The following is a 24787-nucleotide window of genomic DNA, read 5'->3' on the forward strand; positions in this document are numbered from 1 at the left end:
CCTTAGTGTAAAATTCGATCTTGGTGTCATTCTGTCGCCTTGAGCGAGTCTCATCGCATTTGTTATAAACCCGCCGTCTAGTCTTAACCAAGGAAGAATCATGAAAAGACAAGTGGCCCTGACTCTCGCTGTACTTTCAACTTCAGTCTATGCGGAAAAGTTTTCTGGGAACAATAGTCCCAACGTATTTTCAAAGATTTTAAATACTCAGATGGTATATCGCTTCGATAGTTTGCCTCTCAGTGGAAGACTGAATGATGATCGCCTTGGTTGGTCTGAATCTTTTTGGCCATCTAACCGTGGTGGAATTGCCTATCGCTGGAGTCATCCTGATCCACAACCGTTTAAATATAAGCTCTATACAAAAGAAGAACTAAAAAAAATGAGCGAAGAAGAAATTGGACGGCTTTCGCCTTCTGAACTTTATGACATTACCATGAGTGATTATAACTACACTTTGACGAGGAAGGTTTTGAGATTATTCACTCCTAAGGACCTATGGTGGGAGGGAATTTGCCATGGTTGGGCCCTGGCCGCTGCTAACTATCCAGAGCCTGCTCCAGTAAGAATAAGAAATAAAGAAGGGATTGTTGTGAATTTCGGTTCTTCGGATGTGAAGGGTCTTCTGGCCATGCATGATGCTTACAATTATCAAGGAACCTATGCTCAAATCGGAATGCGTTGTAACGTTAGCGGTAAAGTTCCTGGTGAAGGGGACGAACGCGATGCTAATCCGTATCCGCCGACGCCAGAGCTGGCAAACACTCCTGATTGCGCGGACGTTAATGCGGGGGCCTTCCACGTTTCACTCGCAAATTTAATTGGCATTCATTCAAGAAGTTTTGTGGCCGATGTCGACCGTTTTGGTGATGTTTGGAACCAACCTGTAACTGGTTATTCATCTCAGATCATCGGTGATGAACCGGTGACATCTGAACATCGAGGACAGGGAATTGAGAGAAGAATAAAGATCGCCACCAAATTTACCTATGGTGAAGAGTTGAAATTTTGGACAGCAGAGGCCGAAGCGGCCGGAGCTCGAAACTTTGTTTCAAAACTTCCTGTGACAAATACAGTTCATCAGGAATTTAGAAGCAAAAACTACGAATATGTTGTGGAACTTGATTACCGTGGGAATGTGATCGGAGGAGAGTGGATCACTGAGACTCGTCCCGATTTCATGTGGATCATTACGAGAGACAAGAAGTTTCACAATACTCCTTATCCGCTTTCAGGTTTGAATGTGATCTATCGGCCAGTGAAGAGATAAGAAAACTTAAAAAATAAGAAGTTAAAAAAAATTGAGTAACTCTTTTTTTCTAAGTGGCCCATCATATGGGCATGGCGCTATCTATTGTCCTTGTGGGGCTTTTTGTAACAGTAGGGGTAGGTATTTACTCTGCCTGGACCACTTACATGAATCTTAGAAAAGAAGATTATGAAATTGATTTTCATAAACTCATGAGCAAGGCCTATCTTGAAGTTATTAAGGACAAAGAACGCCTTGGTCGTCTTCTGAAAGTAAGAAGATGGACCAAGGCCTTTATGTGGATTTTAATTTTTTATCTATCAGGTTCGCTGGCATTATCACTTATGTTCGCTTAAATGCACTCCTCGCCGCAGACCTGGCGACAAAACCCTAGCTCACATACTTCGTGACATCTATAGGCCATATAGCACTCTTCGCCTTTCTTGGTCAGTTCGTCCTTATAAATCACGGCAACGGCCGCTAATACAACAAGGGCAAATACGGTTCCGCCAATGAAGGCAGCAGTTCCATTCCAACTTGCTCCACGCTGATAAGTTTTTTCAATGCTCTTTTTAATGTGCTCCTGGGCCTCTTTCGAAGACATGGCATTAATTGAGACAAGTGAGAAAGTCGTTTGGATTTCACGAGCTAAATTCTGATCTTTGATTTGAGAGATAGTGAAATTCATAAGCTCTTGGTTGGATAGACCCGCTTCCTGGAGCTTGATGATCTCGGCCGAGAATTTTTCACTTTGAGCATTAAAGAAGGCCTGGTCTTTCTGGTCCCATTCTACCGACAAAGAGTAGTTAAGCTCATCAAAGGCGGCCTTGAGTCCATTCTGAGTGCCAGCATTCACCTGGACAGAAAAAGTGATAAGGAGAAGGAAAAGAATGAAAATTCGTTTCATAGTATTGACCTCTTTTTAAGTAGAAAAATAATAATCCGAAAGAGCGGGCAGGTGATGACCTTTGCAATTATTACAATAAAGTCTGGCCAAAGGGCCCGCCTTAGCGGGCCTAAATAGTTTATTTTCTGAAAATCACACCGCAGGCAATGGGGGCCGAGGCCACTTGAGGCATACCTTCAATGGTTCCGAAGGTCGGGGGAAGCATGGTGCTGGCGTCCACTCCGTGGATGAGGACGACTCGTCCGGCAAGGTTTAACTTTTCCCCTGTCTGGGCCTTTATGACAGATTCCAGATTTTTAAGGGAGGCCGCTTCTACATAAGTATAACCGCCACCCATAGGATAAAAGCCCGCGCCTTTGGCATGATTATTAAGATCTGAATCGAGTGGAATAAGAACTTTTCCAACGACGGCATGGGCCTCATTAATGTCCACATAGCTGTCACCGTTAGTATCGTCATTGGCATTAGGACAACGAGTTCCGGTGTGAACACTTTGCATATGAATCACGCGGGCATCATCATCCAACATTGTTTTAAAAGAAACATTGTCTCCCACAATGCTGATTTCCGCAAAACCAGAGGGGAGGAAACCTGAGAGGTGATTGTTAAATGGTCTAAGGATGGCCCGGTAGCTTCCTTGGGCCCGCAGTTCAGAAATGGCCGCTTGGCCGCTACTCGATTTGCCATTGCTCCCGCCGCCTCCACTACCACCACAAGCCGACATGAGGGACAAAGAAAGAATAAAGAGAGTAAAAAGTTTTTTGTTCATATGGCGTCTCATGGTTGTGAATTAAACCCATTGCGAAGGGCCGCACGGATTTCACTGTCTGGAGTGGTTGATTTATAACGACCTTGTTCCTGGGCCGCTAATTCACCGGGCATCTTATAGTGCATACTATCGATCATGAGGTAACAGTTTTCAGTCTGTGGATTCACATCATACTCAGAAAATCGAAGGGTAGGTTTACAAGGACGTTTGGTATACACGAATTGATCTGTGAACTCTTTCACAGTCATCGGACGATCCGTATAGCGGAAATCCATCACCATGTCCTGGACACCCGAAGGAGTTTGAACAGAGTAGGCGGGTGCCACGTGAAACCACCATTTGAAGCGAATGCTATCAATATATGAGGCGGTGAAGAACACAAAAACTTTTTTCGATTTGATGCCTGATCTCTTGAATTCATCATGTGCCCATACATGAGCACGGTCAGTGCATTCAGAAACTCGTTTATAGTTTGAGTTGGAACGGTTAAAGATCGCCATGGCCTCTTCCATACTTGGAACAATGGTTGCTTCGAATGGAGGACGGACACCTGGAAGAGGTGTTGGATTCTCCACAGAGGAAACGGCCATATTTTTCAGGTTGGGTTCTTGAATGACATCGTAGGAGATGAGTGAAGAGTCCTGATCGTCTACCTCCGCACGAATAAGAGAATTTTTTATCAACTTAACGGGTGATGAATTCAGAAAGGCGACACGGCCATTTTCAAATTTCACAATGTTGTCTTCTACAGCAAAGATTCGGCTTTTGAACGTCTCCGCTTGAAGAAAGGGAGCAGTTCCTAAAGCCAGCATAACCAAAATTAACTTCTTCATTGGGCCTCCGCATTCGTGAATTGCGCAAGCTTTATAGTTATTTGTCTCTCTCTTGCCTACGGAGCCCTATCAATCTTTACGTCAAATTAAGCTTGCCCGTCATGCAAGTAGCGGAAAATGCATAAAGCGCCGAAGTGTTATTTGACTAAAGTTGTATGGCATTCTCACCGATGAGGAACTGTGGAGAAGAGCCTATGAAATCTATTTTTTTGATGTCCTTACTGGTCGTCGCTGCCTGTGGAGTGAAGAAGTCTTCACCCAATTATGGCAAAACCACTGTTTCAGATTTGGTGGCCGAAAAGGGCCCGCCAATTGAAGAGAAGAAGATCCCTGTAACAGAAGGAAAAGTTCTTCTTTATGAAGACAACGAAAAGTATCAAGTGAAAGGAGACATCGTGACTCACGGATTTAAAAATCCGAAGGGTGATGAGAAGACTCTGATCTATTGGAAACACAAGTTCAAAGATTGCGATACCACCATACGCAAAATTAACGAAACAAAAGGTCACGAACTTCCTGAGTATGAACTGTCATGTCCTTCCGAGGGCGTGAGTGTGGTTTATACCGAAGGCAGTGATTTCATTTCAAGGGTAGTTGAATATGAAAAAAAATAATCTAATCTACCTTTCATTCATTCTGGTTTTTGCTTCTTGTACCAAAACGAAAACTCCGGAAAGTCTTCTTTCTCGATGGGAGAAGAACGTAAAAAGAGAATCAGTGTTAGAGAGAAAGCTCGCCAGTGGCCAAAACCGTCAGGGCCAGTGTTTGAAAGACATCTTCTCAGTGGATACCTTGAAGGCCGAAGTCAAAGAACTTGAAAAACAATATGCTGGTGCTCAAAGGGTAAGTGGGAGATGGAAGCATCTTGAGCTTTCTCAATTACCAGTACCGCAAGCAAACTTTCTAAAAACATTTGGAGATAAAATTGGTGATGTGGCAAATCCCGATGCCATCGATTACTCCATGTGTGAAGACGTTCCATGTATCTACAACCAGATTTACGGAAAAACGAATCATGTTGCCGGTTATGTGCATTACATCTGGTATTTGAAATTTGGCCATATGTTATCTGCCGACAACTTGATGCCGGATGAGGACTATCCGACCTCCGCCAATTATGTAAGACCCATTGCCGGTGTTTACAATGGAAAGAACATTCCTCTCGCGGACTATCTTTATAGTGATGAGGAATTGTATGGTTGGTGGCGACTGACTCACATGTTGAAGGCCCCTCATACCACTCTTAATTCTATGAAGGAAATTCAACGAATCCCTCGCAAAGAAAGGTTTCCTAAATATCCAAACGCTTGTGGTCTGGCGAGTACGCTTGGCTGGATCATGCTTACAGACGGCTGTCTGTGGTTCAATTATGGCAAGTCAGACAGAGGCTGGTTTTACACGGCGATCACTCACGAATTAAGTCACCAGGTCGATTTCCAGGAAGCGAGAGGTAGCAGAGGTTTTTATCGCTCTCATAAACCAGACTATATGGCCTTCACCGGAATGACCCTGAATGAATTTGTGGATCCTGCCACTGGTGGCCTCGTTCAGAAATGGGAAATTTCTCCGACTGGAAAATATGTTTCAGACTACGCCAAAACCAATCCGCAGGAAAACTTCGCAGACACGGTGGCGCACTTTAGAACTGAAGGCGATAAATCAAAGACCAGTCTGGCCAGTGATCACTTCAACTTCGTTTCTTCAAATTATTATCAGAACCGTGCCTTTGACGTGGATGTTTTGATTCAAGGTTGGCTGACTGAATATACAGCAGAAACCGGCAATCAAATTTTTAAGGCCGTGGTTGAATGTCACCAGAAGCCGGGGAACACAAGGTCTACTTATTTTAAAAAGTCAGACTTTACTTCAAACGTCGTTCCGAGCGTCCTTAATTGTATTGGTGCAAATGCTGAAGAAATTACTGCGAACTTGAAGGCCAAAATTTCGGTCTCTGATCCTGATGGTTGTAACACTTTCACCGAAAATCCTGGCCGTGTAAAATGGGAACCATATGTTAAAGATTATCTCATCAAAGCTTTCGACAAGTATCTTATGGAAGTTCAAAACGACAAAGAGTATCTCGCACGTATTCAGTCGTTCTACAACGAGATCTCAAATAAAGACATTGCCAGAGAGGCCTATCTCCAATGTTATGGAGAGTCCGGTGAAGAGGCTTGTTTTGCGTCAGAGATCAGTAAGAGAGCATATGAAAAAGCATCTGCACTAAGAGTTCCACCTGAGAAAACTCAGGAGCTGGCGGACATGTATGTGGCCTATCACTCTTTTGCCAACATCCAACAGGAAACAATGAAGGCCTATCAGGTCATTATTGCCTCTAACCGTGACATGATTTCTCGCGAGGCCGAGGACGTTTGGGAAAGTTGTAAGTTGATTAAGCACGACGATGTTGAGCAGCCTACCGGAAGATATTTTCAACCGAAAAATGGCTATCTCATCAGTTCGTTTTATAATTGTTTGAATTCGCAGATTCCGGAATCATTTAAGATCATCACCCGAAGCATTTCGGTGGATGGTTTAAGTGTCCAGCATCCTAAGGAAGAAGTGATTTTGATCGACGAGGCGAGACCGGTTTTATTAGGAATTCTTCAAGGGCTTTATGAAAAAGACAGGGAGAAGGAATTCAATTCTGCGGTGGACTTCATGTCTCAAGACAACGGAGCGATTCGTACTCGAGTGCTTGCAAACTTCTCTTGGATAAGAAGCACTGGACAGCTCGAGGCCGATTGTAAGAAGGCCGCTTATGAATTGATTTCTTTCGGTCCTCTTTATCATTTGAAGAAAGATCTATTCTCGAACTATCTTGACCGGAACGTATGTCAGAATATTTCAAGTTCTCCTCAGTATAGGGAGTGGGTCCAAACATCTCAAGCGGCCTTTGAGCAGAGAGTTTCTCCGGTCATCGACGCGAAACTCGAGCAAGAGGCCCGTGTAATGGCCCAAGCATGTGCCCAGAAATATCCAATGAAAAACATGCTCGTGAGATTAGTGAATAAATATTTGGGTGAAAAATGTATTAAAGACTCAGATGACTGGGACAGGCTGGAGTATGAGGTCTTGAAAGCAACTGTGAACGATCCAGCGGTGAAGAAAAATCAGATCAGTGTCGAAACAATCCAGAACCACTTGTCGAAGAAGCGTTATGAGCTTCAACAACAAATGGCCCAGGAATATTTTGGAAGATAATTAGTCTCTCTTATATCCATCAAGGAACGAGGCCTTAAACTCCAGGAAGCGGTCTTCTAAGATCGCTTCTCGGGCCCTCACTGCCATCGACTTATAGAATGAGATATTGTGAGCAGTCGCAAGGATCTGGCCCAGGATCTCATTCGAGTCGAAAAGGTGCTTGATGTAAGCACGTGTGAAGTTCGTGTTCACATAGTCTTTTAGATTCGGTTCAATCGGGAAGAAATCACGACGATAGTTTTTGTGTTCAATACGGATCTTTCCACGGTTGGTGAAAAGCGTTCCACCGCGTGCGAACTTTGTTGGAATGATACAGTCACTCATGTCCACACCGTGTTCCCAGATCATCAGTAGATCTTCTGGCATACCAACGCCCATCACGTAACGAGGTTTGTCCTTCGGCATAAGAGGAGCAGTGTGCTTCACCACTTTCTCCATGTGCTCAGGACCTTCACCAACGGACACACCACCGATGGCATAACCAGGAAGATTTCTCTTCGTCACTTCTTCGATACAGATCTTACGGTACTTATCGTAAACACCACCCTGAACAATTCCGAAAAGGGCCTGCTGAGGATTTTTCCAAGCATCAATACAACGGTCGAGCCAACGGTGAGTACGAGCGATTGAGTTCTCTACATATTTTTCTGTGGCCGGATAAGGAATACATTCATCGAAGGCCATCATGATATCTGAACCAAGGTTCTGTTGAACCTGAATGGAAATTTCCGGAGTAAGGAGAACGTTTTCTCCCTTGGCACCTTTGAAGTTTGCACCTTCTTCAGTGATTGAGTTTTTTTGAAGTGAGAATACCTGGAACCCACCAGAGTCAGTAAGAATCGGACGGTCCCAACCCATAAACTTATGAAGGCCACCGGCCTTGGCAATAAGCTCAGAGCCCGGAGTTAAGTGGAGGTGATAAGTGTTCGAGAGCATGATCTCGATAGAAAGATCCACAAGCTCTTTTGGTTGAAGGGCCTTAATGGCCCCGTGAGTTCCCACCGGCATGAATACCGGCGTGTGAATACGTCCGTGTGGAGTATCAATGTATCCGGCACGAGCACCACAATGCTTATCAACGTGTTCTAGAGTGAATTTAAAGTGTTTATTAACTTCTGAACGAACATCCATAAATGAACTTTCCTTTGGGCAAAATTGTTTTCCACATGCCGAAGCATGGGCGTTTCCAGTAAAGGACTTTGAATGGGCCGACACTATCAGATTCTTTTGCCTTTGTTTAGCTTATTCCTGCAAAGGGTAGATCTTACAGACTTGTTCCCCCTAGAACTCACGGTCAAAGTACTGAAAGTTTATGACGGAGACACCGTGCTGGTTGGTTATAAACGTCAGAAATTGAAGGTGAGACTTTCTAAACTAGATGCTCCGGAATTTGGGCAGGGAAAGGCGGGAAGGTTTTCACGGGGCTGCTTAGCAAAGCTTCTTCCGATCGGAACAAGTACTCAACTCACTATCTATAAACAGGATATTTATCGAAGACTTTTAGGAGATTTAAACCATGTGAGCTTGAAGCTTATCCAAGAGGGATGCGTGAGTCTTTATCCTCATGCTGAGTTTGAGTCTATGGAAGAAAAATACTTTTATTTAAGAGAACTGCAGAAGGCGAAAAATGAGAGGAGAGGACTCTGGGCCCATGGAGGATTCCAAAGGCCCAAGGATTGGAGAAAGTTTAATAAACGAAACGCACACCCACGTTCGCACCGATAAGGTCATTACCAATGGGTTTATTCACCTGACCGTAGATTCTGAAGTACGGAAGATTGATTTGAACACCAGCAAAACCACGATAAAGGAAGCCGCTCGCTTTACCGGTAGCATCGATGTTGGCGTCTGGTTGAACCTGAATTGTTTGACCGCCACCACAAGCAGCACCACCATTACAGGTGATAGGAGAAGTAGGAGCATTCAGTGTTCCGTTACCTTTCGCCTGACCCCATGAATAGTCGGCACCAACGCCCACATAGAGACTCAAGATATAAAGCAGCTGAACATCGGTTGATAGTTCAAGTGGAATAGAATGTGTGGCCACTGCAATATTGGCCTGAGGGGCTCCCGTAATCGTTCCAGTCAGAACTTCACCAGTACTGCTGGTTTCATTCACGCTTTCATTGATCTTACTGTTAAAAGCGATATTGGTTTTATTGTATTCATAACCGAAGTGGAACTTTACTCCGCCCCAGCCAAGAAGTTTTGAACCATTTCCTTCAATCCAGTCGTAGCGCATTCTAAAACCAAGGGCCGTCATGTCTAGATCTGCACTTGATTCTTTGCCTGGATCTTCATTGATTTGTTGTTCATGTTTATACGACATGAAGTTCAAATAAAGATTTAAACGGTTGGTGTCCATTCCAAGAAATTTCTCAGCGTCCATGAAGCCAAGATTCATACCCACGACCACACCAGGAGCAACACCAACACCACTTACGTCACTGTCAGTGTTCTTATCTTTGGCGAGATCGGCACCCGCACCAACGTTGGCACCAATGAGAAACACTTTCATACCGGAAGCGTAATCAGAAGCGAGACCTTTACCGGCCATTACCGAGGCATTGGCCATCCCTTCCATTAATCTCTCAGGGGGAGCACTTGGAAGGTCTTTGTTGATTTCATTTTGAACTTTGAGAATTTGCTCATCCACGAAGTTTCTCAGTGTAGGATCAGCAATCCCGCCGTAGTCTGTGACCTTGATGGTAAAGATTTGGGCAGAAGAATCAGAGGCGTAGAGTCCCATTGAAAGGGCCATGAGGGTAAAGAGCAGCTTTTTCATTAATTCCTTCCCGTAACGGGACTTGGTTCAAGCCTTTATTCTACTGGCCCCAGGGGGGTCGCCGTAATTTAGAATTTTTTACCTCTTCCCCTGACAAAGGCTGACCCGCGTGATACACCAGCCCAAAACTAGCTATCTACACGAATTGAGGACACTCATGGCCTTCTTAAATGTTGAATTTCATCCCGGTCTCGAAGCCTATTTTACGGAACAGGGGCTTAAAACCGCCACTTTGGTCCAAAAAAGAGTGATCCCTGAGATCATGAATCGGAAATCGGTGATCGTTTTATCGGAAACTGGATCGGGGAAGACCCTTTCGTACGCTCTTCCGATCGCGAGCAAACTTAAACAAAAAGAAGATGAAGGCAGAAAAAACACCCTGAAAGGTGCTCCTTATGCGCTTATTGTGGCCCCGACTCGTGAACTTGCGGTTCAGATTCATGGTGTCTTTAAAAGCATCTCTCACCATCTAAAACTTCGTGTGCGTGACCTAACCGGTGGCGACACTCATGCGAAGATGAAATCAGTGGCGAGTGGTTCATATGAAATTCTCATCGCAACTCCATCGCGTATCAAAAGTGCGATCCAGAAAAAAGAGCTCAACTTCAATCAACTTCAATACGTGATTTTTGATGAAGCGGACCAATTGTTCGATATGGGATTCAAGCGTGATCTTGACTTCATGATCGAGTACCTTGATATGAACCAGGTTCAACTTGGTTTCATTACTGCAACTCTTCCAGTTGAAGTTGAAAACTATATTCAGGAAAAATTTCCTGAAACACATTTCACAAGAATTGCATCTGAAGTTTCACACGCTCCTCAAAGCCGTATTGAAACTTTCAATGTGAAAGTCACTCCGGCCGAGAAAGACATGGTGGTAAGAATGTTCCTTGAGAAACAAGCTCAAGGGCGTGGAATTATCTTCACCAACCAAAGAAACCAGGCAGAAGATCTTTTCAAATATCTTTCAGAAAAAATGCCGAAGCTTAAAATGAAGCTTCTTCACGGTGATCTGGAAAAGAAAGATCGTGAAGCTGCTATTCGTTCTTTCGTAGAAGGTAAACAACAGATTCTTGTCGCAACTGACGTTGCTGCTCGAGGAATTGATATTAAGGACCTTGCATGGGTGCTTAACTACGGTCTACCGAAAACCGCCATCTACTATCTTCACCGCTGTGGACGTGTAGGTCGTGGAGGAAAAAAAGGGATTGTTTATAACCTTGTGGCCTACCATGATTCGAAAATGATCAGTCAGATCAACGAAGCGGTCATGAACCAGAAGCACTTGAACCTCGACATCATTCCTGAAGAGAAGATGAAGCAGGACAAACCAGTGGTGAAAAAGGTGGTTGAAAAAGCTCCTGCCACTTTCCGTGGTCAAAAGAAAAACGTTCGTGGCGCCGCTCGTGTACAAAAAACTGAGAAGGAGCTTCGTAATGCTCCTCCTGCGAAAGTTCAACGTAACCGCGGTATTAAACGTCGTCGGTAAATTTTCGAATTTCTTCTTTCATTTTCATCGTATCGTCATAACCAAGCTCCACCAGGGGCTTGGTATATGAAGAATCGAAGGCGAGATAACTTAAAAGATCCGTTCCTTCATTTCCTGCCACACCAATCCCTTTTAAAAGATAGCGAAGCATTTGCGGAAGCTCCTTCACGTGTTCGGCCGACATTTTACCGAGATCGCGAGAAGGTTTAATCATGAGAATAGGAATTGATTTTAGTTCTTTGTGAGCACCTTCAGCAATAAGTTCATTGATTCTCCTCATACGCTCAACATCTGCTTCCAATGCGTCCATGAAAATGGCGTTTAACATCACACCGGCAATTTGTCCGATCGTCGGATTCTGAAAAGGCGAGAGTGCCATGTGTCTCACTTGCTCGTGAGGGCGTGGATATCGAACACCAATGCCGATAATTTTATCTGCACCAAGGTGAATGGCAGGCGAGAGAGGAGTGGTTTGACGAATACAACCGTCTCCAAAAAAACTTTGTCCAATTTGCACCGGCGGAAAGAAAAAGGGAATCGCGGCCGATGCCATTAGGTGATCAATTTTTATATCACAACGAAGAGAGAAGCGATCAGAGCGTGACCAGTCATTGATCTTTTCATGGCCCTGATAGAAAACCACATTACTGCCAGAGTTGTAGTTAGTGGTTGAAAGAGAAACACCGTGAAGATGACCCTGCTTTAAGTTTTTGATGATGTCTTCGAAGTTGATCTCGCGCTGGGCGAGCTTTCTTAAAGGTGCCGTATCCAGTAGGTGATTGGCGGTACTTCCTTTGGGAGTAAGTCCTCCTAAAAGCGTACCAGACATCCACTTAAGACCTAGTTCTGAAATTGTTCGGGTTCGAAGATCGAAAACGTTCTCAGGCTTGACCCGTCCCCACAGAGCGGTGAGATTATGGGTGGCAACATCCCAGTTTTCAGCATTTGCCGCGAGGTAGGTGGAATTAATGGCACCGGCGGAATTTCCGGTAATTACTTCGAATAGGTTGTGTTTACGATTGGTAATCTCATAGATGGCGCGGACCACACCGACCTGATAGGCCGCCCTAGCTCCACCACCCGTCATCACTAGACCGAGTTTCTTATTCATAAGAATATTATGCACGAGTTCGGAAAAGTTGCTAGGAGCAAGAGGACAAAATTAGAGACACTTTATGAGCGTCGGGTTAGAATGGGATGAAAATTTTTTTAGAGGTGAATTCATGAGAGTTTTAGTTACTGGGGCCTCAGGTTTTGTAGGTCAAAGAGTTGTTAAAGAGTTACTAAAAAATAAGCACGAAGTGGTGGTGCTAACTCGTAACATTGCTAAATCGGCCTTAAATCTTGGCAGCCGCTGTAAATTCGTTCAATGGGACGCTGTAAGTGTTCCTTCTCAACAAGCTTTTGAAGGTGTTGAAGCAGTTATTAACCTTATGGGCGAGGGTCTCGCTGATAAACGTTGGGATGATGCTCAAAAACGCCGTATCCATGATTCACGTATTAACGGAACACATCTTCTGATTAAGGCCATCGCTGATATGCCGAAAAAACCAAAAGTGTTGGTTTCAGCTTCTGCTGTTGGTATTTACGGTAACCGTGATGCTGAAGAGATCACTGAGACTTCAACAACTGGAAGTGACTTCCTTGCTAACCTTTGCAAAGAGTGGGAAGCGGAAGCTTTCAAAGCTAAAGACCTTGGTCTTCGCGTAGTTGTTGTTCGTACAGGTGTTGTTCTTGGTCGCGGCGGCGGCGCTCTTAAAAAAATGCTTCCAGTTTTCAAACTAGGTGCTGGTGGTCCAATTGGAAACGGCAAACAGTTCATGAGCTGGATTCACGTAGACGATCTTGCTTCAATCTATGTTGAAGCTGTAACAAATCCAACTCTTCAAGGTGCAGTAAATGGTACAGCTCCATATCCTGCTACCAATAAAGAATTCACAAAGGCCCTTGGAAAGGCCCTTCACCGTCCGGCCCTTATGCCGGTTCCAGCTTTCGCTTTGAAAGCGGCCTTCGGTGAAATGTCTTCTGTTCTATTAGAGGGACAAAGAGTTCTTCCGAAGAAGATTAAAGAGCAGAAGTTCCGCTTCCATTATCCAACTCTGGAAATGGCACTTAAAGAAACAGCTTACTAAGAGAAAGGGCCCGAAATCGGGCCCTTTTTTATTTCTTCTCGGTTTTTAGATTTTCTTTTCCTTCCAGCCCTGTCCAATGATTACTTGTAAGATAATTTATCAAATCTGTGGAGTCAGTGAGACCACTCCAAGAAAGAGTGTAGAGATGCTCAGGCACTTCATAATATTCTAGGGACTGAGTTCCATAACAGGCAGAAAGAATAAACTGATAAAGCTTGGGCCCTAGTTTCTTAAAGATCGAATAGGGAACCATGGTTAAATTATAATCGTAAAAACCAGTCTCATTTCCGTGAGATGAGTAAAGAACTACTGAAGCAGTGGAAGACTGAAGAGCTGTCGCCAAATCTGATGAAGTTGAACGAACGTTCATGATGACACGAAAATTGAGGTCATTCAGGTAATCCATGATACGCCACATGTTCTGGTATTCAGTCTTGGTGATTTGTTGATCAGTAGCATTGCTACCAACGCCCCAAAGTATGATGAAATCACCATTGATATGAGAGTTATCTTTGGCCTTATTATTGCCCTTATCAAGTGTGAAGGAATTAGTGCCTAAAAAAAGCGAAGCTTCTACATGGGACTTCAAGAGACTTGCGCCTTCCTCTAGAGAAAGATTCTGAGGGGCATGGATTTTGTAAGGAGCAGCATGGGCCGTAAAAATTACAAAGAAACCCAGGATTAAAAACTTAATCATCTTAAACCTCATTAAAAATAGATGGCGCTTTTTAACTCAAGTCTGGATTTCGCTCAATGATCCATGAAAAAATATCCCGCTGACTTGTAAGCCGTCAGCAGTGTGCTAAAGAAACTTCATGTTCAAACTTCTGGCCATCTTCTCCCTATGTTTTTCTTTCTCTGCCGTTGCTCAGGTGACCCTGGCCGAATTTCAAATTGTGAAGGCGGTCTTCGAATTAGAATTCGGACCGGAACTTAAAGCTCAAAACGCACGACTAAACATCAATAGGCCTCCAACTCCCGCAACGCCAAACTTTTGGTGGGACTTGGAGGCCGCTCATGCTTCTTATAGTGGTTACAAAGATCCTCAAACTGGCCTGCAAGACCACAATCTCTATCTCTTCGGTGGGTATGGAAAAATGGTTGGAATGACCATGGATGGAGTGGCGATGACTCTTTGTCATGAACTGGGCCACGGTATCGGTGGAGCTCCTTACAAGAACAAAACAGATAACATTCAAGCTTCAACTGAGGGCCAGTCTGATTACTATGCCGCTCGATATTGCATTAAGAGAATTTTTAAGCGTCTTCCTGAAGAAGTTCCCGTGAAAGCACCGGACACTTACACAGCAAAATTATGTGAGGCCAAATTTAAGAAGAGCGAAGATCTAAAACTTTGTTATCGTGGATTCCAAGAACTTGAAGTGGAGAGAATGTTTCTTCGCACTCAAGGACCAAACGACACTTACTATGATACTCCTGACAAAACAGTGGTGAAGAAAACTGATCTTTCACCGACATTCTATCCAAGTCCTCAGTGTCGTCTGGACACGATGATGGCCGGGCTACTTGAGAAAGAGCGTCCTCGTTGTTGGTTCGCGCCTTAAAGTTGGGTGAGACCTTCTTTCAAAAGGAAGCTTCTTTCCTCATCTCGAATCCATTTATCTCTTATTTCTACTTTTAATGTCATTTTCTTATCGCGAGCGAAATTTCTGATCAAATCCACTGCATTTTTCATGGATAACAAGGAAGAATATTCATCAATTTTTGAATATGTGCCTTTTTCTTCCCTCCGCTTCCTGCTACGGGACTGCAAATCTTTGCAGCCGTCGCTCGCCGCTCCTGCGGCTCCGTGTTTTTGCTGATTGAAGAGGACATACTGAACCGCATGCTTGGCCTCTTTGATCGTCTTCAAAACGTGCAAGTGATAACGCTCGATTTGGACCTTACCTTTGTTTAGCCCCTTGGCAAATGTAATGGTTAATGACCTCATGCCTCTCGTTAGTATTTCGTTGTTTTCAGCTTCGATAATAAGATGCACATGATTGGACTGAAGTGAAAATTGATTGACTCTTAAACCTTGTTTGCGGGCATTCATTATTGCCCTTTTCAAGAGTTTGAGACAGAACTTATTCTTGATGAACGTTCGATATTTAAAGTTAATGTGAACGGGAGTTCTATGAGTGACCTTTCCGCGAGTGCGATGAGCAACACCTTTTGAATGGATTCTTTTTCTTCCTGAACCAGGACGTCTGCCGCCCCAGTTTCCTAGGTAGAGATTAAGACTTAATTGGTTTTTGCTCATATGCCCCTCTTTGAAAGAGGCATATGTAAAACGAAAGAAACGAGTGAGAAAGCCTGAGTGAACGGGAGTGGAGATTTAGTTCAAAGCTGAATTAGTACTTCATAATGACTTGCTTCGTTCTCGTCATCTCTTCAATCTGATACTTCACACCACCCATTCCAAGTCCAGACATCTTATGGCCTCCAAATGGCATTTGATCCACGCGGAAAGCAGTGTGATTATTAATCACAAATGTCATAGTGGAAATATCCTGGGCCCAGCGAAGAGCTTTGGAGATATCGCGAGTGAAAAGGGCCGATTCAAAAATATAGGGATTAGAGTTTAAGTACTCAAGAAGTTCTTTTTCATCGTTATAGCTATTGATACACACCACTGGACCAAATACTTCATCTGTCATGAGAGTGGTGTCTCGGGGAACATTGGTGAGAATAGTAGGAGAGAGATACTGCTTTTGTTCACCGGAAACTTTATTTCCTAAAATAACTCTCGCTCCTCGTTTCTCAGCTTCTCCGATCCATTTTTGAATGCGTTCAACTTCTGTCGGACGAATCAGAGGACCCACATCAGTTTTTTCATCAGTCGCAGGGCCGGTGACTAATTTTTCTGCACCTGATTTAAATTCATTCAAGAAGGCCGCGTACATCTGCTCGTGGACAAAAATTCTTTGAGTTGAAATACAAACTTGGCCCGCGTGATAGTAAGAACCTTTTAAGAGGGCCGTTACCGCGGGCATAAGATCAGCATCTTCGCGAACAATCGCCGCCGCTTGTCCACCATGCTCTAACGACATACGAGTTCCAGGAGCAATTTTCTTTCTCATCTCCCAGCCCACCTTCGCCGAACCAATAAACGAAACAAAATCAAAAACAGGAGATGCCACCAGATGTTCAACCAGAGGAACTTCTGCATTTAAAACACGAAGACCATTTTTTGGAAGGCCCGCGCGCTCAAAAGCTTCTAACAAGAGGAATGCTGAAATAGGAGTCGCAGAAGCTGGTTTTAAAACCACTGCACAACCACTGGCGATAGCACAACCCACCTGGTGAGAAATAAGATTTAAAGGATGATTAAAGGCCGAGATTGCAAGCACTGGCCCAATCGGTGCACGAATGGTGAAGGCCACATGATCTTTTCCGGCCGCGGTTCTCTCCATCGGAACAACTTCACCCACAAGCCCCGCGGTTTCTTCGCCACAAAGTTCCAGCGTCGCCACCGCACGAGCGGCCTCCGCCTTAGCGTCTTTCAGAGGTTTCCCGCCTTCAGAGGCAATCACCCAAGCAAGATAATCCACCTGACCTTTAAGATCCTGGGCCACGTCCTTTAAGATTTTCGAACGCTCAAAAGGTTTTAAGGCGGCCATGGATTTCTGGGCCTCTTTCATGGTTGAGAGAAGAAGCTCAATGTCCTCCGGCGTTCCCATCTGGGCGCGGGTCAGAAGCTTTCCATCGTTAGGGGAAAGGATATCCATGTCTTTGCCGGTTGATTTGGTAAATTTAAGGGGAAGGTGTTTTGGTAGTTGAAACATACTTGTCCTTCGTCGAGTTTCGTTTAAACTTTGAGTATGAGAACATTCCTATTTCCGCTTACTCTTTTGACTCTGTCCATACTAAGTGCATCTTGCACAAAAGAACTCAAGTATACCAAAGAGGAACTTCTGTTTAAAGCGTTGAAGGCCGATCCAAGTGTAACGATCGTGTTGCCTAAGAGCATGACGGAAGGAGTGAGCTGTTCTGATTATTCTGATGGCTGTTTATCTGCTCACATTGTGAAGGTAAAAGATCTCGAGTTTATCGGTGTCGAGTTCATGACTGAGGCCGATGCCATTTATGCGGCCAAGAAGTTTCGTGGATACTATACGCGCAATTGGTTGTGGGACGATGTGACCGGTGAACCGATCTTAGAGAAATTTGTGACTGAGAGTTTAGAGGCCAAAAAACCGTAAGAACTTTCCTTCGAAATCAACCAGCTTCTTTTCCCATTGTTCGCGTAGTGGTTTCATCTCTGGATGAAGGGCCACTTGTTCGTCCAAGGTCTTTCGAAAAAGTACCAGCCATCTTCCAATTTCTCCGCGCTTAATTCCCAGTGGCACATGGACTTTCATCACATCAAAAGGTGTTTCAATCGGACGTGAGGCCTTGCCTTTTAGTTGAAGTTCCCAGAAGGAAACAATTCGAGGAATATGCTCATCAAAATCTTTAATGACTCTGAAATGATAACCAATCAGGATGTCAGTCTTTGCCTTATCATAAAACGATTCGACCACTGAATAGATCCATTCATTATCTGTCATAGTGGATGAGAGAGTTCTTTTAACTCAGACTGGAATTGTCTAACGACAGTTTTAAGTTGAAAGCCCTGGGCCTGGAAGAAGCGAAGATCTTCTTTTTCTTCAAACACAAGTTTTGAACCAAATTTCATCAAATGACACTTACGAGCGTCCGGCATTTCAAAGAATTTAAGAAGAGCGTATTGAGTATAAAGTTCGTCACTGACAATGGATTCGCCCTCTGGTTCAAATGGGAACGGTTCAAAGAACACGTTTCCGTTTTTACCTTTGAGAACCAGTAAGCAACCAAGAACCTGAAGATCTTTTTCAAACGTCAGAACCTGTGCTCCCCATTTGTCCCAGATTTCTAATTGCTCTGATGGAATTGGAAGAGTCTTCGGCGTTTCACTAGGAGTAGGATAATCGCCTAGATCAATCTTGCCTTTCTTATGCAGCTCTTTCCAAGAGGCCTTGATGTCATTACGAACATCAGTCTCCAAGCTTTGAAGATAGTCTTGATAGGTCTTAAATGCTTTTGCCAGGGGCTCAAGCACATAGGCCTCTTTGCTCCATTTGGTTTCAAGATCTTTTGAGAACGTGTAGTCCTGAAGACCTTTTAAGCAGTAAAGCTCGTGGGCCATAATATCCGGACGTGCTTCGTACTCGCGGATGAGTTCCTGAACTTTTTCTTTTCCTGATCTGGCGAAACGCGGATCAAAAACACAAAGTCCAGAACTGCCATCACCCACCTGCCAAGTGGCCTGTTTCCAGTGAAGGTGATCTTTGTCCCAGAATTTTAGTTTTCTCCACCAAGGCAGAATATCTTTTGAAGGAATTGATTTTAAGCAAAGTTGGCAAAAACCAATCGGAGCGTTTTGAGTCGGTCCGAAAAAAAGAAAGTAGGTGAAAACATCGCCGTTTGGGGCACCGTCATGGCGCTGAACTAAAGTGGCAAAAGAGGCCACGTCCTCCTGAAGGAGAACTTCAATATTCGGAATGAATTCAGGATCAATCTCATGGATTGAATGAAATTTCTGAACGATCAGCATTAACTAATTGTGTCTTTTTTTTTTGGAGGAGTCAAAGACTAGGGTTTTATTTCCCGTGCGCAAAATGGGCAAAGTTTCCAGAATTGGACGTCCAATGTTTTCCCGCAAGCGCACTCAACTTCGGCCGAGAAATCTTCAAGTGATTCACCAAGAACAAAGATGTCCGGTCGCATCGCCCGAATTGTTAAGGAATTTGCAATATATCCCCCGGGGATGAGGGGATCGGGACGAAACATAGCGGGTCCCACTTGTTCGTTCACTCTGATTTTAACTTGGATATCTTCTCTTTGTTCGAGATCAAAATTCGGCATGCCGGCCATGTTTTCGATCTCGCGGATCACGTCCAGGGCCTTATTGGGATCAAGTTCTGGGTTTTTCAAGAGGGCTCCATCTTCTTTCTAGAAGCGTGATAATTTCTCTCACGGCCCGTTGGTGGGAATTAAACCATTTCCATGGGCCTGGTTTAATTTTATCAAATTCCCTCAAAAAATATATACCCTGGTTTCCGGTCCCTTCGATCAGACGAAGAGTCCATTCAACCACCTCAGGATTTTTAGAAAAGAGGTGTTGTTTAATCGCCTCTAGAAAAGTGAAATCGAGACGCTGGCCCTTCTGAAATCGGGCCTCGATAATGTGTTTTCTGGCGCAGTTAAGAGCGAAAATAATAAGGTTGTCAGGTATTGGAGAGTTCAAGGTTTGAATGATGGCGCCCTCAAATTTCCCAAAAAGACCGGCCGAGTGCTCAACTAAGCACAGAATTTTTTCAACCGAATCAAAATCTTTTTTTGCCAAAGACTCGAGGTACAGGGAATTGAGTTCTTCCAGATCATCGTTGGTAAAACGTTGAAGGCCTCGATGGCCCTGATCAATTTCAGAAAGAATTTTTTGGTAGGTGGCCTCTAAATTCATTACAACCTTGGAGTTCCAATGCACTTCACCTGACGAGTGGTGGTGAGTTCTCCGCTAATCAATGTTCCATTGGAAGATTGATAGATCCAAGCTTCAGATCGACCAGTCGATCCGGCCTTGATGGTTGCGGTCCAAAGACCATTGCTCGTTTCTTTTTTGAGAACAAAACGTAGACCATCGAGATCCGCCTGAAGGAAGTCATTTCGTGTAGGAAGACGCCATTCGATTTGAGTGCCAATTTCATCATAGATAAGATTGGTACAAACTTTTTCACCGGCCGCCTCAGCATTGCAGTCGATAGATGAAGTTGGAGTCGGGAGAGTTTCAGTTCCCGCTGCTTTACACCAGTTAAACTCAATTGCACCGGATTCCATATTTTTGATCGTGTCAGACCAGACCATGCCCGTGCGAACATCCATCCAGATTTCTTTTGTACTATCGAGAAGGGCCACAAGTTGCCATGTTCCTTCCCCTGAAGAACCATAGCGAGGGCCTTCCCAAATGGCGGCCGCACCATTTTTTTGAGCACAGTCGGCAATGCGTGCATTAATTCCGTTGAAAGTTCCCGTAGCACCACAAACAGTTTTCGGACGACCGAGACTTGAGCGAGTGTTAACGTTCACACCATCTGTTCCTTCGTCGTCTTTTTCAATATCAGGAACTGGGCGATAGATGGCACCCGGTAGATCGTTGGCCAGGGTCTTGGTAATTTCCTCAGCGTAGTTAAGTTGGGTCGCACCTTTTTCACGATGAATGCCGGACATGATTGTTTGTGAATCCGGTTCAAGCTCACCAGTTGAGACATCCGTTACAGGTTTTCTGGTTTGATTCCCCGTATCGTTACACCCGACTATTGTGGCCAAAAGGCACATGCCAATGAGAATTTGTGATGCTTTCATAAATAATCCTTATTAGGGATATTCTAGGAAAATCCCCCACTTAATTGGGGAAAATGCCCGTTTTACTGTAAAAATTACTAATGGTTTAAGTAGTGGAAACTCTAGGTTTTCTAAGCCTCGCCACCATGCTATACTCCGCCTCCATGACAACACTCCTCATCAACTCCATTTACCGGGCCACCGAAGGCGAAGGAATCCATATTGGAATCCCTCAGATTTTCGTGCGCTTTCAGGGCTGCCACGTGGGTTGCGTGAACTGTGATACCAAGGAAACTTGGGACTTTGATCCATCTTACACAAAGTCACTTGATGAAGTCATGGAGCAAGTTGAAACGCTCTCGCAAAATATCATTAAGCGCGTTTCAATTACTGGTGGAGATCCGCTTCATCCGTCTCATGTTCCATCTCTGATTGAGCTGATCAAAGAGTTAAAGAGCCGTGGTTATTTCATCAATATTGAGGCCGCTGGAACTCGTATTGTGAAAGATGTTTTTGATCAGGTGGACTTCGTTTCTTACGATTTTAAAACTCCATCAACAACAGTGAAGACTTCTAAAGAACTTCTTTTGAAGTTTCTTCTGGAATATGGCCACAAGGCGCAAATCAAGGCCGTGGTAGCAGACAAGAAAGACTTCGAAGCTACTTTCGATGCCTTCCATTTCGTTAAGGCCCAGGGTTCAGTTCCTATTGCCCCTTGGTGTTTGACCCCATGTTTTGAGCCAGGGGAAGCTTTCCCAATGAACAGATTTCAACAAGTTGTTCAGCTTAATGAGCAGTTTGGACTCCCTTTCCGTGTCATTGGCCAACAACATAAATGGGTCTACGGGCCTGAAGCCAAATTAGTTTAATCAGCTATTCAGTTTTACGGGCCACAAACCGATAAGAGGGCATGCGATATTTGGCCCTATTCCTCCTTATTGCGTGTTCTCAAACTCCACCTCTGAAGTTTAAATACACTTCATCCAAGCGCTATTTGGCGAGTCTTACTCGTGAAGAAGTGGTGGTGAAGAGAATTGAAGGGGAATTGAAGCATCCGCAGATTCTTGCGACGGGAATGGATTCAACTTTTCTCATCGTAAAACTTTTTGATGATCAAGGTCGTCTTCTAACAGATGTGGATCCAAGTGATCTTACCCTTTCAACCAGTGAAGACGTTGAAGCAAAGCCCTTCGTTTTAAAACAGGGCGTTTATAAATCTGAAATTCTTCCAAGAGTGAAGAGCCGAAACATTCGCATGCGAGTGGATTGGCAGGAAAAAGTTGTGAGTAAGGAAATCGTTCTGAAAACAACCATTGCTCCGGTGAAAGATGAACTGCAACTTTTAAATCAGCACTCATTTCAGCATCCTCGTGTAGGGGACGGTATGAATACAAACCATCCGACCGACGGTTTCTCGATTGAGAACTCCGGAGACAACCGCATCGTGGATGCCACTCGTAATCCTTATTCTCAACGAGTCTTTAATTTCGATTATCCGGAACAGGCCCGCCAGAATCTTTCACTAGAAGTTTACGATGCTCCTAATGATACGGTCTCGCATACCATGCATTCCATTTTTTGGTTCTTTCCAAGAAAGAACGTGCATCTGGTTGAGCAACGTGGAAGCACCATTGATGTGACTCTACCGAATGGTGAAAAAATGGTCTTTCACAAAGACTCTAAAGAGATCATTGATGGAGTTTTCACTGAAGGCCCGGTGGATGTCTCGAAAGATCGCTTTAAGAGAAAATATCCTGATCTTAAATACCAAGGTCGCGGTGTTGTTCTGCGTGTGAATGCTCGCGGACAATCACCTCAACTTGGGCAGTTTGAAAATACCAAGATCGATATGGAGTACGGTACAGTCGGTTCGGCCGAAGTTCTGATTATGAACGGTCAAACAGGACAGAAGTGTCGCCGTCCAAAAAAAGATTTCTGGTTACCACTAGATGTGAACCCAATTGAATTTAAGTTTCCAACGGACGAGGAATTCGACGTGTATCTTAGAAACAATTGTGGTTTCGGACTACCGAAGTTTTAAGGCCTGCACGGTTAGAGCACCCCAACCCAAGACGAACATAAGCCCACCTAGCGGTACAATCATGGCGAAGGTCTTGATGTCAGTCAGGACATAGAAGTAGCAATTAAACGAGAAAAGTAAAATTCCCGCGAAGAAGGCATAGTAAGAGACGTTTAAACGCAGAGTTTGAAAAGTCTGCTGAATAAGCCCAATCAAAATCATCCCAAGAGCGTGGTAGAAGTGATAACGGACACCAGTTTCGAAGGTCACAAGCTTTTCAATGGCCACGATGTTTTTCAAACCATGAGCACCAAAGGCCCCGATTAAAACTCCCAGACAAAGAAAGGCAGAACCAATAACGAGAGATTTTTTAGCCAACGGATGTAAAGTCATTTAAGAAGTCCTTTTTAGCAAATGGGTAAGTGTTAAAAGTCCCTTGCCCCACGGCCACGAGTTCTCCGCCGACACGGATCTCTCCTGAACTAATAATGAGACTCTTACCTTTGTGAATCACCTTGCCGGTTCCAACAAGTTCTTCACCAAGTTTTACCGGACGGATGTAATTAATTTTGAATTCAACTGTGGAAGTGAGATTTTCTCTCGTCACGGCCTCAGAAAGGGCCGAAAGACCAAGCACACAATCCATAAACCCCGCGATGACCGCACCGTGAGCAATGTTGGGTGAGCTCAGATGCTTTTCTTTGACAATCATCTTGTAGGTAATAGAACCAGGAGAGTGAATCTCAAATGTGAGTTCGTTTTCCTGGTCAAATTTATTAATGGACTTAAAAATTTCTGTGAAGCTTTTCATGCTTCAAGTTTAAGACTTTGAGAATGAGAGGAAAAGGTTTTTCGCTTTGCCTTCGACCGCATTTCGAATGGTCAGATTCTTGCCTTTTTCCATACCATGCTGATTGGCGCGGGCGTCCGATTGATGACCTGATCGGGTAAAAGAGAGCCTGCGGTAAATCATTTGGATATCTACCTCTAACTGCTTTTCCACTGTCACCAGGGCCTTACGGTCCTCCGTGCTGTAGTTTTCCTTGGCCTGTTTCATTTTGAGGTTAAAGCCTTGGGCCACACCCAAAAAGAAAGAGTTCTTTTCACGGAGCCCTGAGAAGCCGTGTTCTTTTCGGGCCTCTTCCCACATATGATCCAGTTCTTGGTTTAAGAAATTGGCCACGTAGCCCGCGAGTTTGACGTTCGTTAAAGACCCTGAGACTTCCAGGCAGCAGGTGTTGCGGCCCATGGAGATGACAGGTTTTACAATAAAATGGCGCAGAATCTCGTAAATGGCCGTTAGTTTTGAGTCCTTTCGGGCCTGAATCAACAGGCGATCCATATAGATCGGCTCTTCGCGATCTTTCAGGTAATCCAGGTTGTGACGTAAAAGGAGCTCATTGGCCTTTAAGGTCGCCAGTTCTGCTTCATGGGCGTTTGAGCTTTGGGCCAGTTGTAAAAGTTTTTTAACCTTCTCCAGAACTTTTTCGGAGTGGAGATCTCCTTCCTTGTCCAGGTTGGCGGTCTCAAGGTCCATGGTTGCCTTTGCAATTTCTTCCTGAAATCCAAAACGCTGGCAAATTTCTTTGAATTCCGGCCCGTGAGAGGAAGTGACCTTTGGATAATAGATGCTGGTAAGGTAATGCGCGAGTTCATGTCTAAGGATGTCTCGGATCACACTGTCCTTGGCCATATAGATAAGCTTACGGTTCAGACCAATTTGCATATAAGGGGCATTAAAGTGTCCCCATTCTTTTCCCTCGAAGGCCACAACATGAATGGGATAGAGGTACTTGTTACAAACAAATCTGTTACGTTTAACCTGAAAGCCCAGCTCAATTAAGATTTCTTTTAGAAAAGCTTCGGCCTTTTGAGTGAATGCAATGGTGGTTGAGTCGTAAATAAGCATGGGCCCATTCTAATCCTTGGGAGATTTAAGGTCTATAGGAGGTTGTAAGAGAAAGCTTGAATTTTCACTGTGAAAAAAGGAACAGGTGCCAAAATGTCACTCTTGAAACTACTCGAAATCAA

Annotated in this window: 28 protein-coding genes; 11 read left to right on the plus strand and 17 right to left on the minus strand. The window is 44.2% G+C overall.

Annotated features, from left to right (window positions below):
• The first annotated feature begins 100 nt into the window (after nt 1-100).
• Together ACJVC5_RS10405 and ACJVC5_RS10410 are read left to right on the plus strand one after the other, a co-directional pair.
• On the plus strand, nt 101-1270 hold the full coding sequence (locus ACJVC5_RS10405; protein ID WP_408095443.1) for a hypothetical protein: 1170 nt from the start codon (nt 101-103) through the stop codon (nt 1268-1270).
• Nucleotides 1271-1341: 71 nt separating this feature from the next.
• Entirely contained in the window at nt 1342-1605 is a 264-nt protein-coding gene (locus ACJVC5_RS10410) for a hypothetical protein (protein ID WP_408095444.1), read from the plus strand.
• Here the strand turns inward: ACJVC5_RS10410 and ACJVC5_RS10415 are convergent.
• From ACJVC5_RS10415 to ACJVC5_RS10425, 3 genes are all read right to left on the minus strand, one after another.
• Complete coding sequence (locus tag ACJVC5_RS10415; protein ID WP_408095445.1) at nt 1602-2156, minus strand: hypothetical protein; 555 nt, start codon at nt 2154-2156, stop codon at nt 1602-1604. The genes ACJVC5_RS10410 and ACJVC5_RS10415 overlap by 4 nt on opposite strands.
• Nucleotides 2157-2274: 118 nt before the next feature.
• A complete protein-coding gene (locus ACJVC5_RS10420; protein ID WP_408095446.1) occupies nt 2275-2925 on the minus strand; it encodes a hypothetical protein in 651 nt (216 codons plus the stop codon).
• An 8-nt stretch (nt 2926-2933) separates the two neighbouring features.
• Nucleotides 2934-3758: a protein-glutamine glutaminase family protein gene (locus ACJVC5_RS10425; protein WP_408095447.1), complete on the minus strand. Its 825-nt coding sequence runs from the start codon at nt 3756-3758 to the stop codon at nt 2934-2936.
• 194 nt (nt 3759-3952) lie between these two features.
• Here ACJVC5_RS10425 and ACJVC5_RS10430 point away from each other — a divergent pair, with 194 nt between their 5' ends.
• Both ACJVC5_RS10430 and ACJVC5_RS10435 read left to right on the plus strand, forming a co-directional pair.
• Entirely contained in the window at nt 3953-4372 is a 420-nt protein-coding gene (locus ACJVC5_RS10430) for a hypothetical protein (protein WP_408095448.1), read from the plus strand.
• Nucleotides 4359-6962 carry a hypothetical protein gene (locus ACJVC5_RS10435; RefSeq protein WP_408095449.1) on the plus strand — a complete coding sequence of 868 codons (2604 nt, stop codon included), beginning with the start codon at nt 4359-4361 and terminating at the stop codon, nt 6960-6962. The genes ACJVC5_RS10430 and ACJVC5_RS10435 overlap by 14 nt, the downstream gene beginning before the upstream one ends.
• Here ACJVC5_RS10435 and tgt read toward each other — a convergent pair whose 3' ends face one another.
• A complete protein-coding gene (gene tgt, locus ACJVC5_RS10440; protein WP_408095450.1) occupies nt 6963-8093 on the minus strand; it encodes a tRNA guanosine(34) transglycosylase Tgt in 1131 nt (376 codons plus the stop codon).
• Nucleotides 8094-8165: 72 nt separating this feature from the next.
• Here tgt and ACJVC5_RS10445 point away from each other — a divergent pair, with 72 nt between their 5' ends.
• Nucleotides 8166-8687, plus strand: a complete 522-nt coding sequence (locus tag ACJVC5_RS10445) for a thermonuclease family protein (protein WP_408095451.1) — start codon at nt 8166-8168, stop codon at nt 8685-8687.
• Here ACJVC5_RS10445 and ACJVC5_RS10450 read toward each other — a convergent pair.
• Nucleotides 8650-9747, minus strand: a complete 1098-nt coding sequence (locus ACJVC5_RS10450; RefSeq protein ID WP_408095452.1) for an Lsa36 family surface (lipo)protein — start codon at nt 9745-9747, stop codon at nt 8650-8652. The two genes, ACJVC5_RS10445 and ACJVC5_RS10450, sit on opposite strands and share 38 nt — an antisense overlap.
• 157 nt (nt 9748-9904) lie before the next feature.
• Here ACJVC5_RS10450 and ACJVC5_RS10455 point away from each other — a divergent pair, with 157 nt between their 5' ends.
• On the plus strand, nt 9905-11239 hold the full coding sequence (locus ACJVC5_RS10455) for a DEAD/DEAH box helicase (RefSeq protein ID WP_408095453.1): 1335 nt from the start codon (nt 9905-9907) through the stop codon (nt 11237-11239).
• Here ACJVC5_RS10455 and ACJVC5_RS10460 read toward each other — a convergent pair.
• The gene (locus ACJVC5_RS10460; RefSeq protein ID WP_408095454.1) at nt 11223-12350 is read right to left on the minus strand and encodes a patatin-like phospholipase family protein; all 1128 of its coding nucleotides are present in this window, start codon (nt 12348-12350) and stop codon (nt 11223-11225) included. The genes ACJVC5_RS10455 and ACJVC5_RS10460 overlap by 17 nt on opposite strands.
• A 112-nt stretch (nt 12351-12462) precedes the next feature.
• Here ACJVC5_RS10460 and ACJVC5_RS10465 point away from each other — a divergent pair, with 112 nt between their 5' ends.
• Nucleotides 12463-13371: a TIGR01777 family oxidoreductase gene (locus ACJVC5_RS10465; RefSeq protein WP_408095455.1), complete on the plus strand. Its 909-nt coding sequence runs from the start codon at nt 12463-12465 to the stop codon at nt 13369-13371.
• Nucleotides 13372-13399: 28 nt separating this feature from the next.
• Here the strand turns inward: ACJVC5_RS10465 and ACJVC5_RS10470 are convergent, their stop codons facing one another.
• A complete protein-coding gene (locus tag ACJVC5_RS10470; RefSeq protein WP_408095456.1) occupies nt 13400-14068 on the minus strand; it encodes a hypothetical protein in 669 nt (222 codons plus the stop codon).
• 118 nt (nt 14069-14186) lie between these two features.
• On the opposite strand from ACJVC5_RS10470, the gene ACJVC5_RS10475 reads away from it, so the two are divergent.
• Nucleotides 14187-14936, plus strand: a complete 750-nt coding sequence (locus ACJVC5_RS10475; RefSeq protein WP_408095457.1) for a hypothetical protein — start codon at nt 14187-14189, stop codon at nt 14934-14936.
• Here ACJVC5_RS10475 and ACJVC5_RS10480 read toward each other — a convergent pair.
• Complete coding sequence (locus ACJVC5_RS10480; RefSeq protein ID WP_408095458.1) at nt 14933-15634, minus strand: hypothetical protein; 702 nt, start codon at nt 15632-15634, stop codon at nt 14933-14935. The genes ACJVC5_RS10475 and ACJVC5_RS10480 overlap by 4 nt on opposite strands.
• Nucleotides 15635-15725: 91 nt before the next feature.
• Complete coding sequence (locus tag ACJVC5_RS10485; RefSeq protein ID WP_408095459.1) at nt 15726-17159, minus strand: aldehyde dehydrogenase family protein; 1434 nt, start codon at nt 17157-17159, stop codon at nt 15726-15728.
• A gap of 36 nt (nt 17160-17195) precedes the next feature.
• On the opposite strand from ACJVC5_RS10485, the gene ACJVC5_RS10490 reads away from it, so the two are divergent.
• The gene (locus ACJVC5_RS10490; protein ID WP_408095460.1) at nt 17196-17576 is read left to right on the plus strand and encodes a hypothetical protein; all 381 of its coding nucleotides are present in this window, start codon (nt 17196-17198) and stop codon (nt 17574-17576) included.
• Here ACJVC5_RS10490 and ACJVC5_RS10495 read toward each other — a convergent pair.
• Genes ACJVC5_RS10495 through ACJVC5_RS10515 form a run of 5 tightly spaced genes read right to left on the minus strand, consistent with a single transcriptional unit; the run spans nt 17556 to nt 20757 of the window.
• Nucleotides 17556-17924 carry a hypothetical protein gene (locus ACJVC5_RS10495; protein ID WP_408095461.1) on the minus strand — a complete coding sequence of 123 codons (369 nt, stop codon included), beginning with the start codon at nt 17922-17924 and terminating at the stop codon, nt 17556-17558. The genes ACJVC5_RS10490 and ACJVC5_RS10495 overlap by 21 nt on opposite strands.
• Nucleotides 17921-18949, minus strand: coding sequence for a hypothetical protein (locus tag ACJVC5_RS10500; RefSeq protein ID WP_408095462.1), 1029 nt, complete (start codon nt 18947-18949; stop codon nt 17921-17923). Before ACJVC5_RS10500 ends, ACJVC5_RS10495 begins: the two co-directional genes overlap by 4 nt.
• 38 nt (nt 18950-18987) lie before the next feature.
• On the minus strand, nt 18988-19329 hold the full coding sequence (locus tag ACJVC5_RS10505) for a hypothetical protein (RefSeq protein ID WP_408095463.1): 342 nt from the start codon (nt 19327-19329) through the stop codon (nt 18988-18990).
• Nucleotides 19310-19858, minus strand: coding sequence for a hypothetical protein (locus ACJVC5_RS10510; RefSeq protein ID WP_408095464.1), 549 nt, complete (start codon nt 19856-19858; stop codon nt 19310-19312). Before ACJVC5_RS10510 ends, ACJVC5_RS10505 begins: the two co-directional genes overlap by 20 nt.
• Complete coding sequence (locus ACJVC5_RS10515) at nt 19858-20757, minus strand: hypothetical protein (protein WP_408095465.1); 900 nt, start codon at nt 20755-20757, stop codon at nt 19858-19860. The genes ACJVC5_RS10510 and ACJVC5_RS10515 overlap by 1 nt, the downstream gene beginning before the upstream one ends.
• A 143-nt stretch (nt 20758-20900) precedes the next feature.
• On the opposite strand from ACJVC5_RS10515, the gene ACJVC5_RS10520 reads away from it, so the two are divergent.
• Both ACJVC5_RS10520 and ACJVC5_RS10525 read left to right on the plus strand, forming a co-directional pair.
• Nucleotides 20901-21605, plus strand: a complete 705-nt coding sequence (locus ACJVC5_RS10520) for a 7-carboxy-7-deazaguanine synthase QueE (RefSeq protein WP_408095466.1) — start codon at nt 20901-20903, stop codon at nt 21603-21605.
• A gap of 41 nt (nt 21606-21646) precedes the next feature.
• Complete coding sequence (locus tag ACJVC5_RS10525) at nt 21647-22777, plus strand: hypothetical protein (RefSeq protein WP_408095467.1); 1131 nt, start codon at nt 21647-21649, stop codon at nt 22775-22777.
• Here ACJVC5_RS10525 and ACJVC5_RS10530 read toward each other — a convergent pair.
• From ACJVC5_RS10530 to ACJVC5_RS10540, 3 genes are read right to left on the minus strand one after another with little or no spacing between them, the layout of a single operon-like run.
• A complete protein-coding gene (locus ACJVC5_RS10530) occupies nt 22763-23149 on the minus strand; it encodes a DUF423 domain-containing protein (protein ID WP_408095468.1) in 387 nt (128 codons plus the stop codon). The two genes, ACJVC5_RS10525 and ACJVC5_RS10530, sit on opposite strands and share 15 nt — an antisense overlap.
• Complete coding sequence (locus ACJVC5_RS10535) at nt 23127-23567, minus strand: PaaI family thioesterase (protein WP_408095469.1); 441 nt, start codon at nt 23565-23567, stop codon at nt 23127-23129. Before ACJVC5_RS10535 ends, ACJVC5_RS10530 begins: the two co-directional genes overlap by 23 nt.
• A gap of 9 nt (nt 23568-23576) precedes the next feature.
• On the minus strand, nt 23577-24665 hold the full coding sequence (locus ACJVC5_RS10540) for a SprT-like domain-containing protein (RefSeq protein WP_408095470.1): 1089 nt from the start codon (nt 24663-24665) through the stop codon (nt 23577-23579).
• Between the last annotated feature and the right edge of the window lie 122 nt (nt 24666-24787).

This window comes from Peredibacter sp. HCB2-198, assembly GCF_045999315.1.
GTDB lineage: Bacteria > Bdellovibrionota > Bacteriovoracia > Bacteriovoracales > Bacteriovoracaceae > Peredibacter.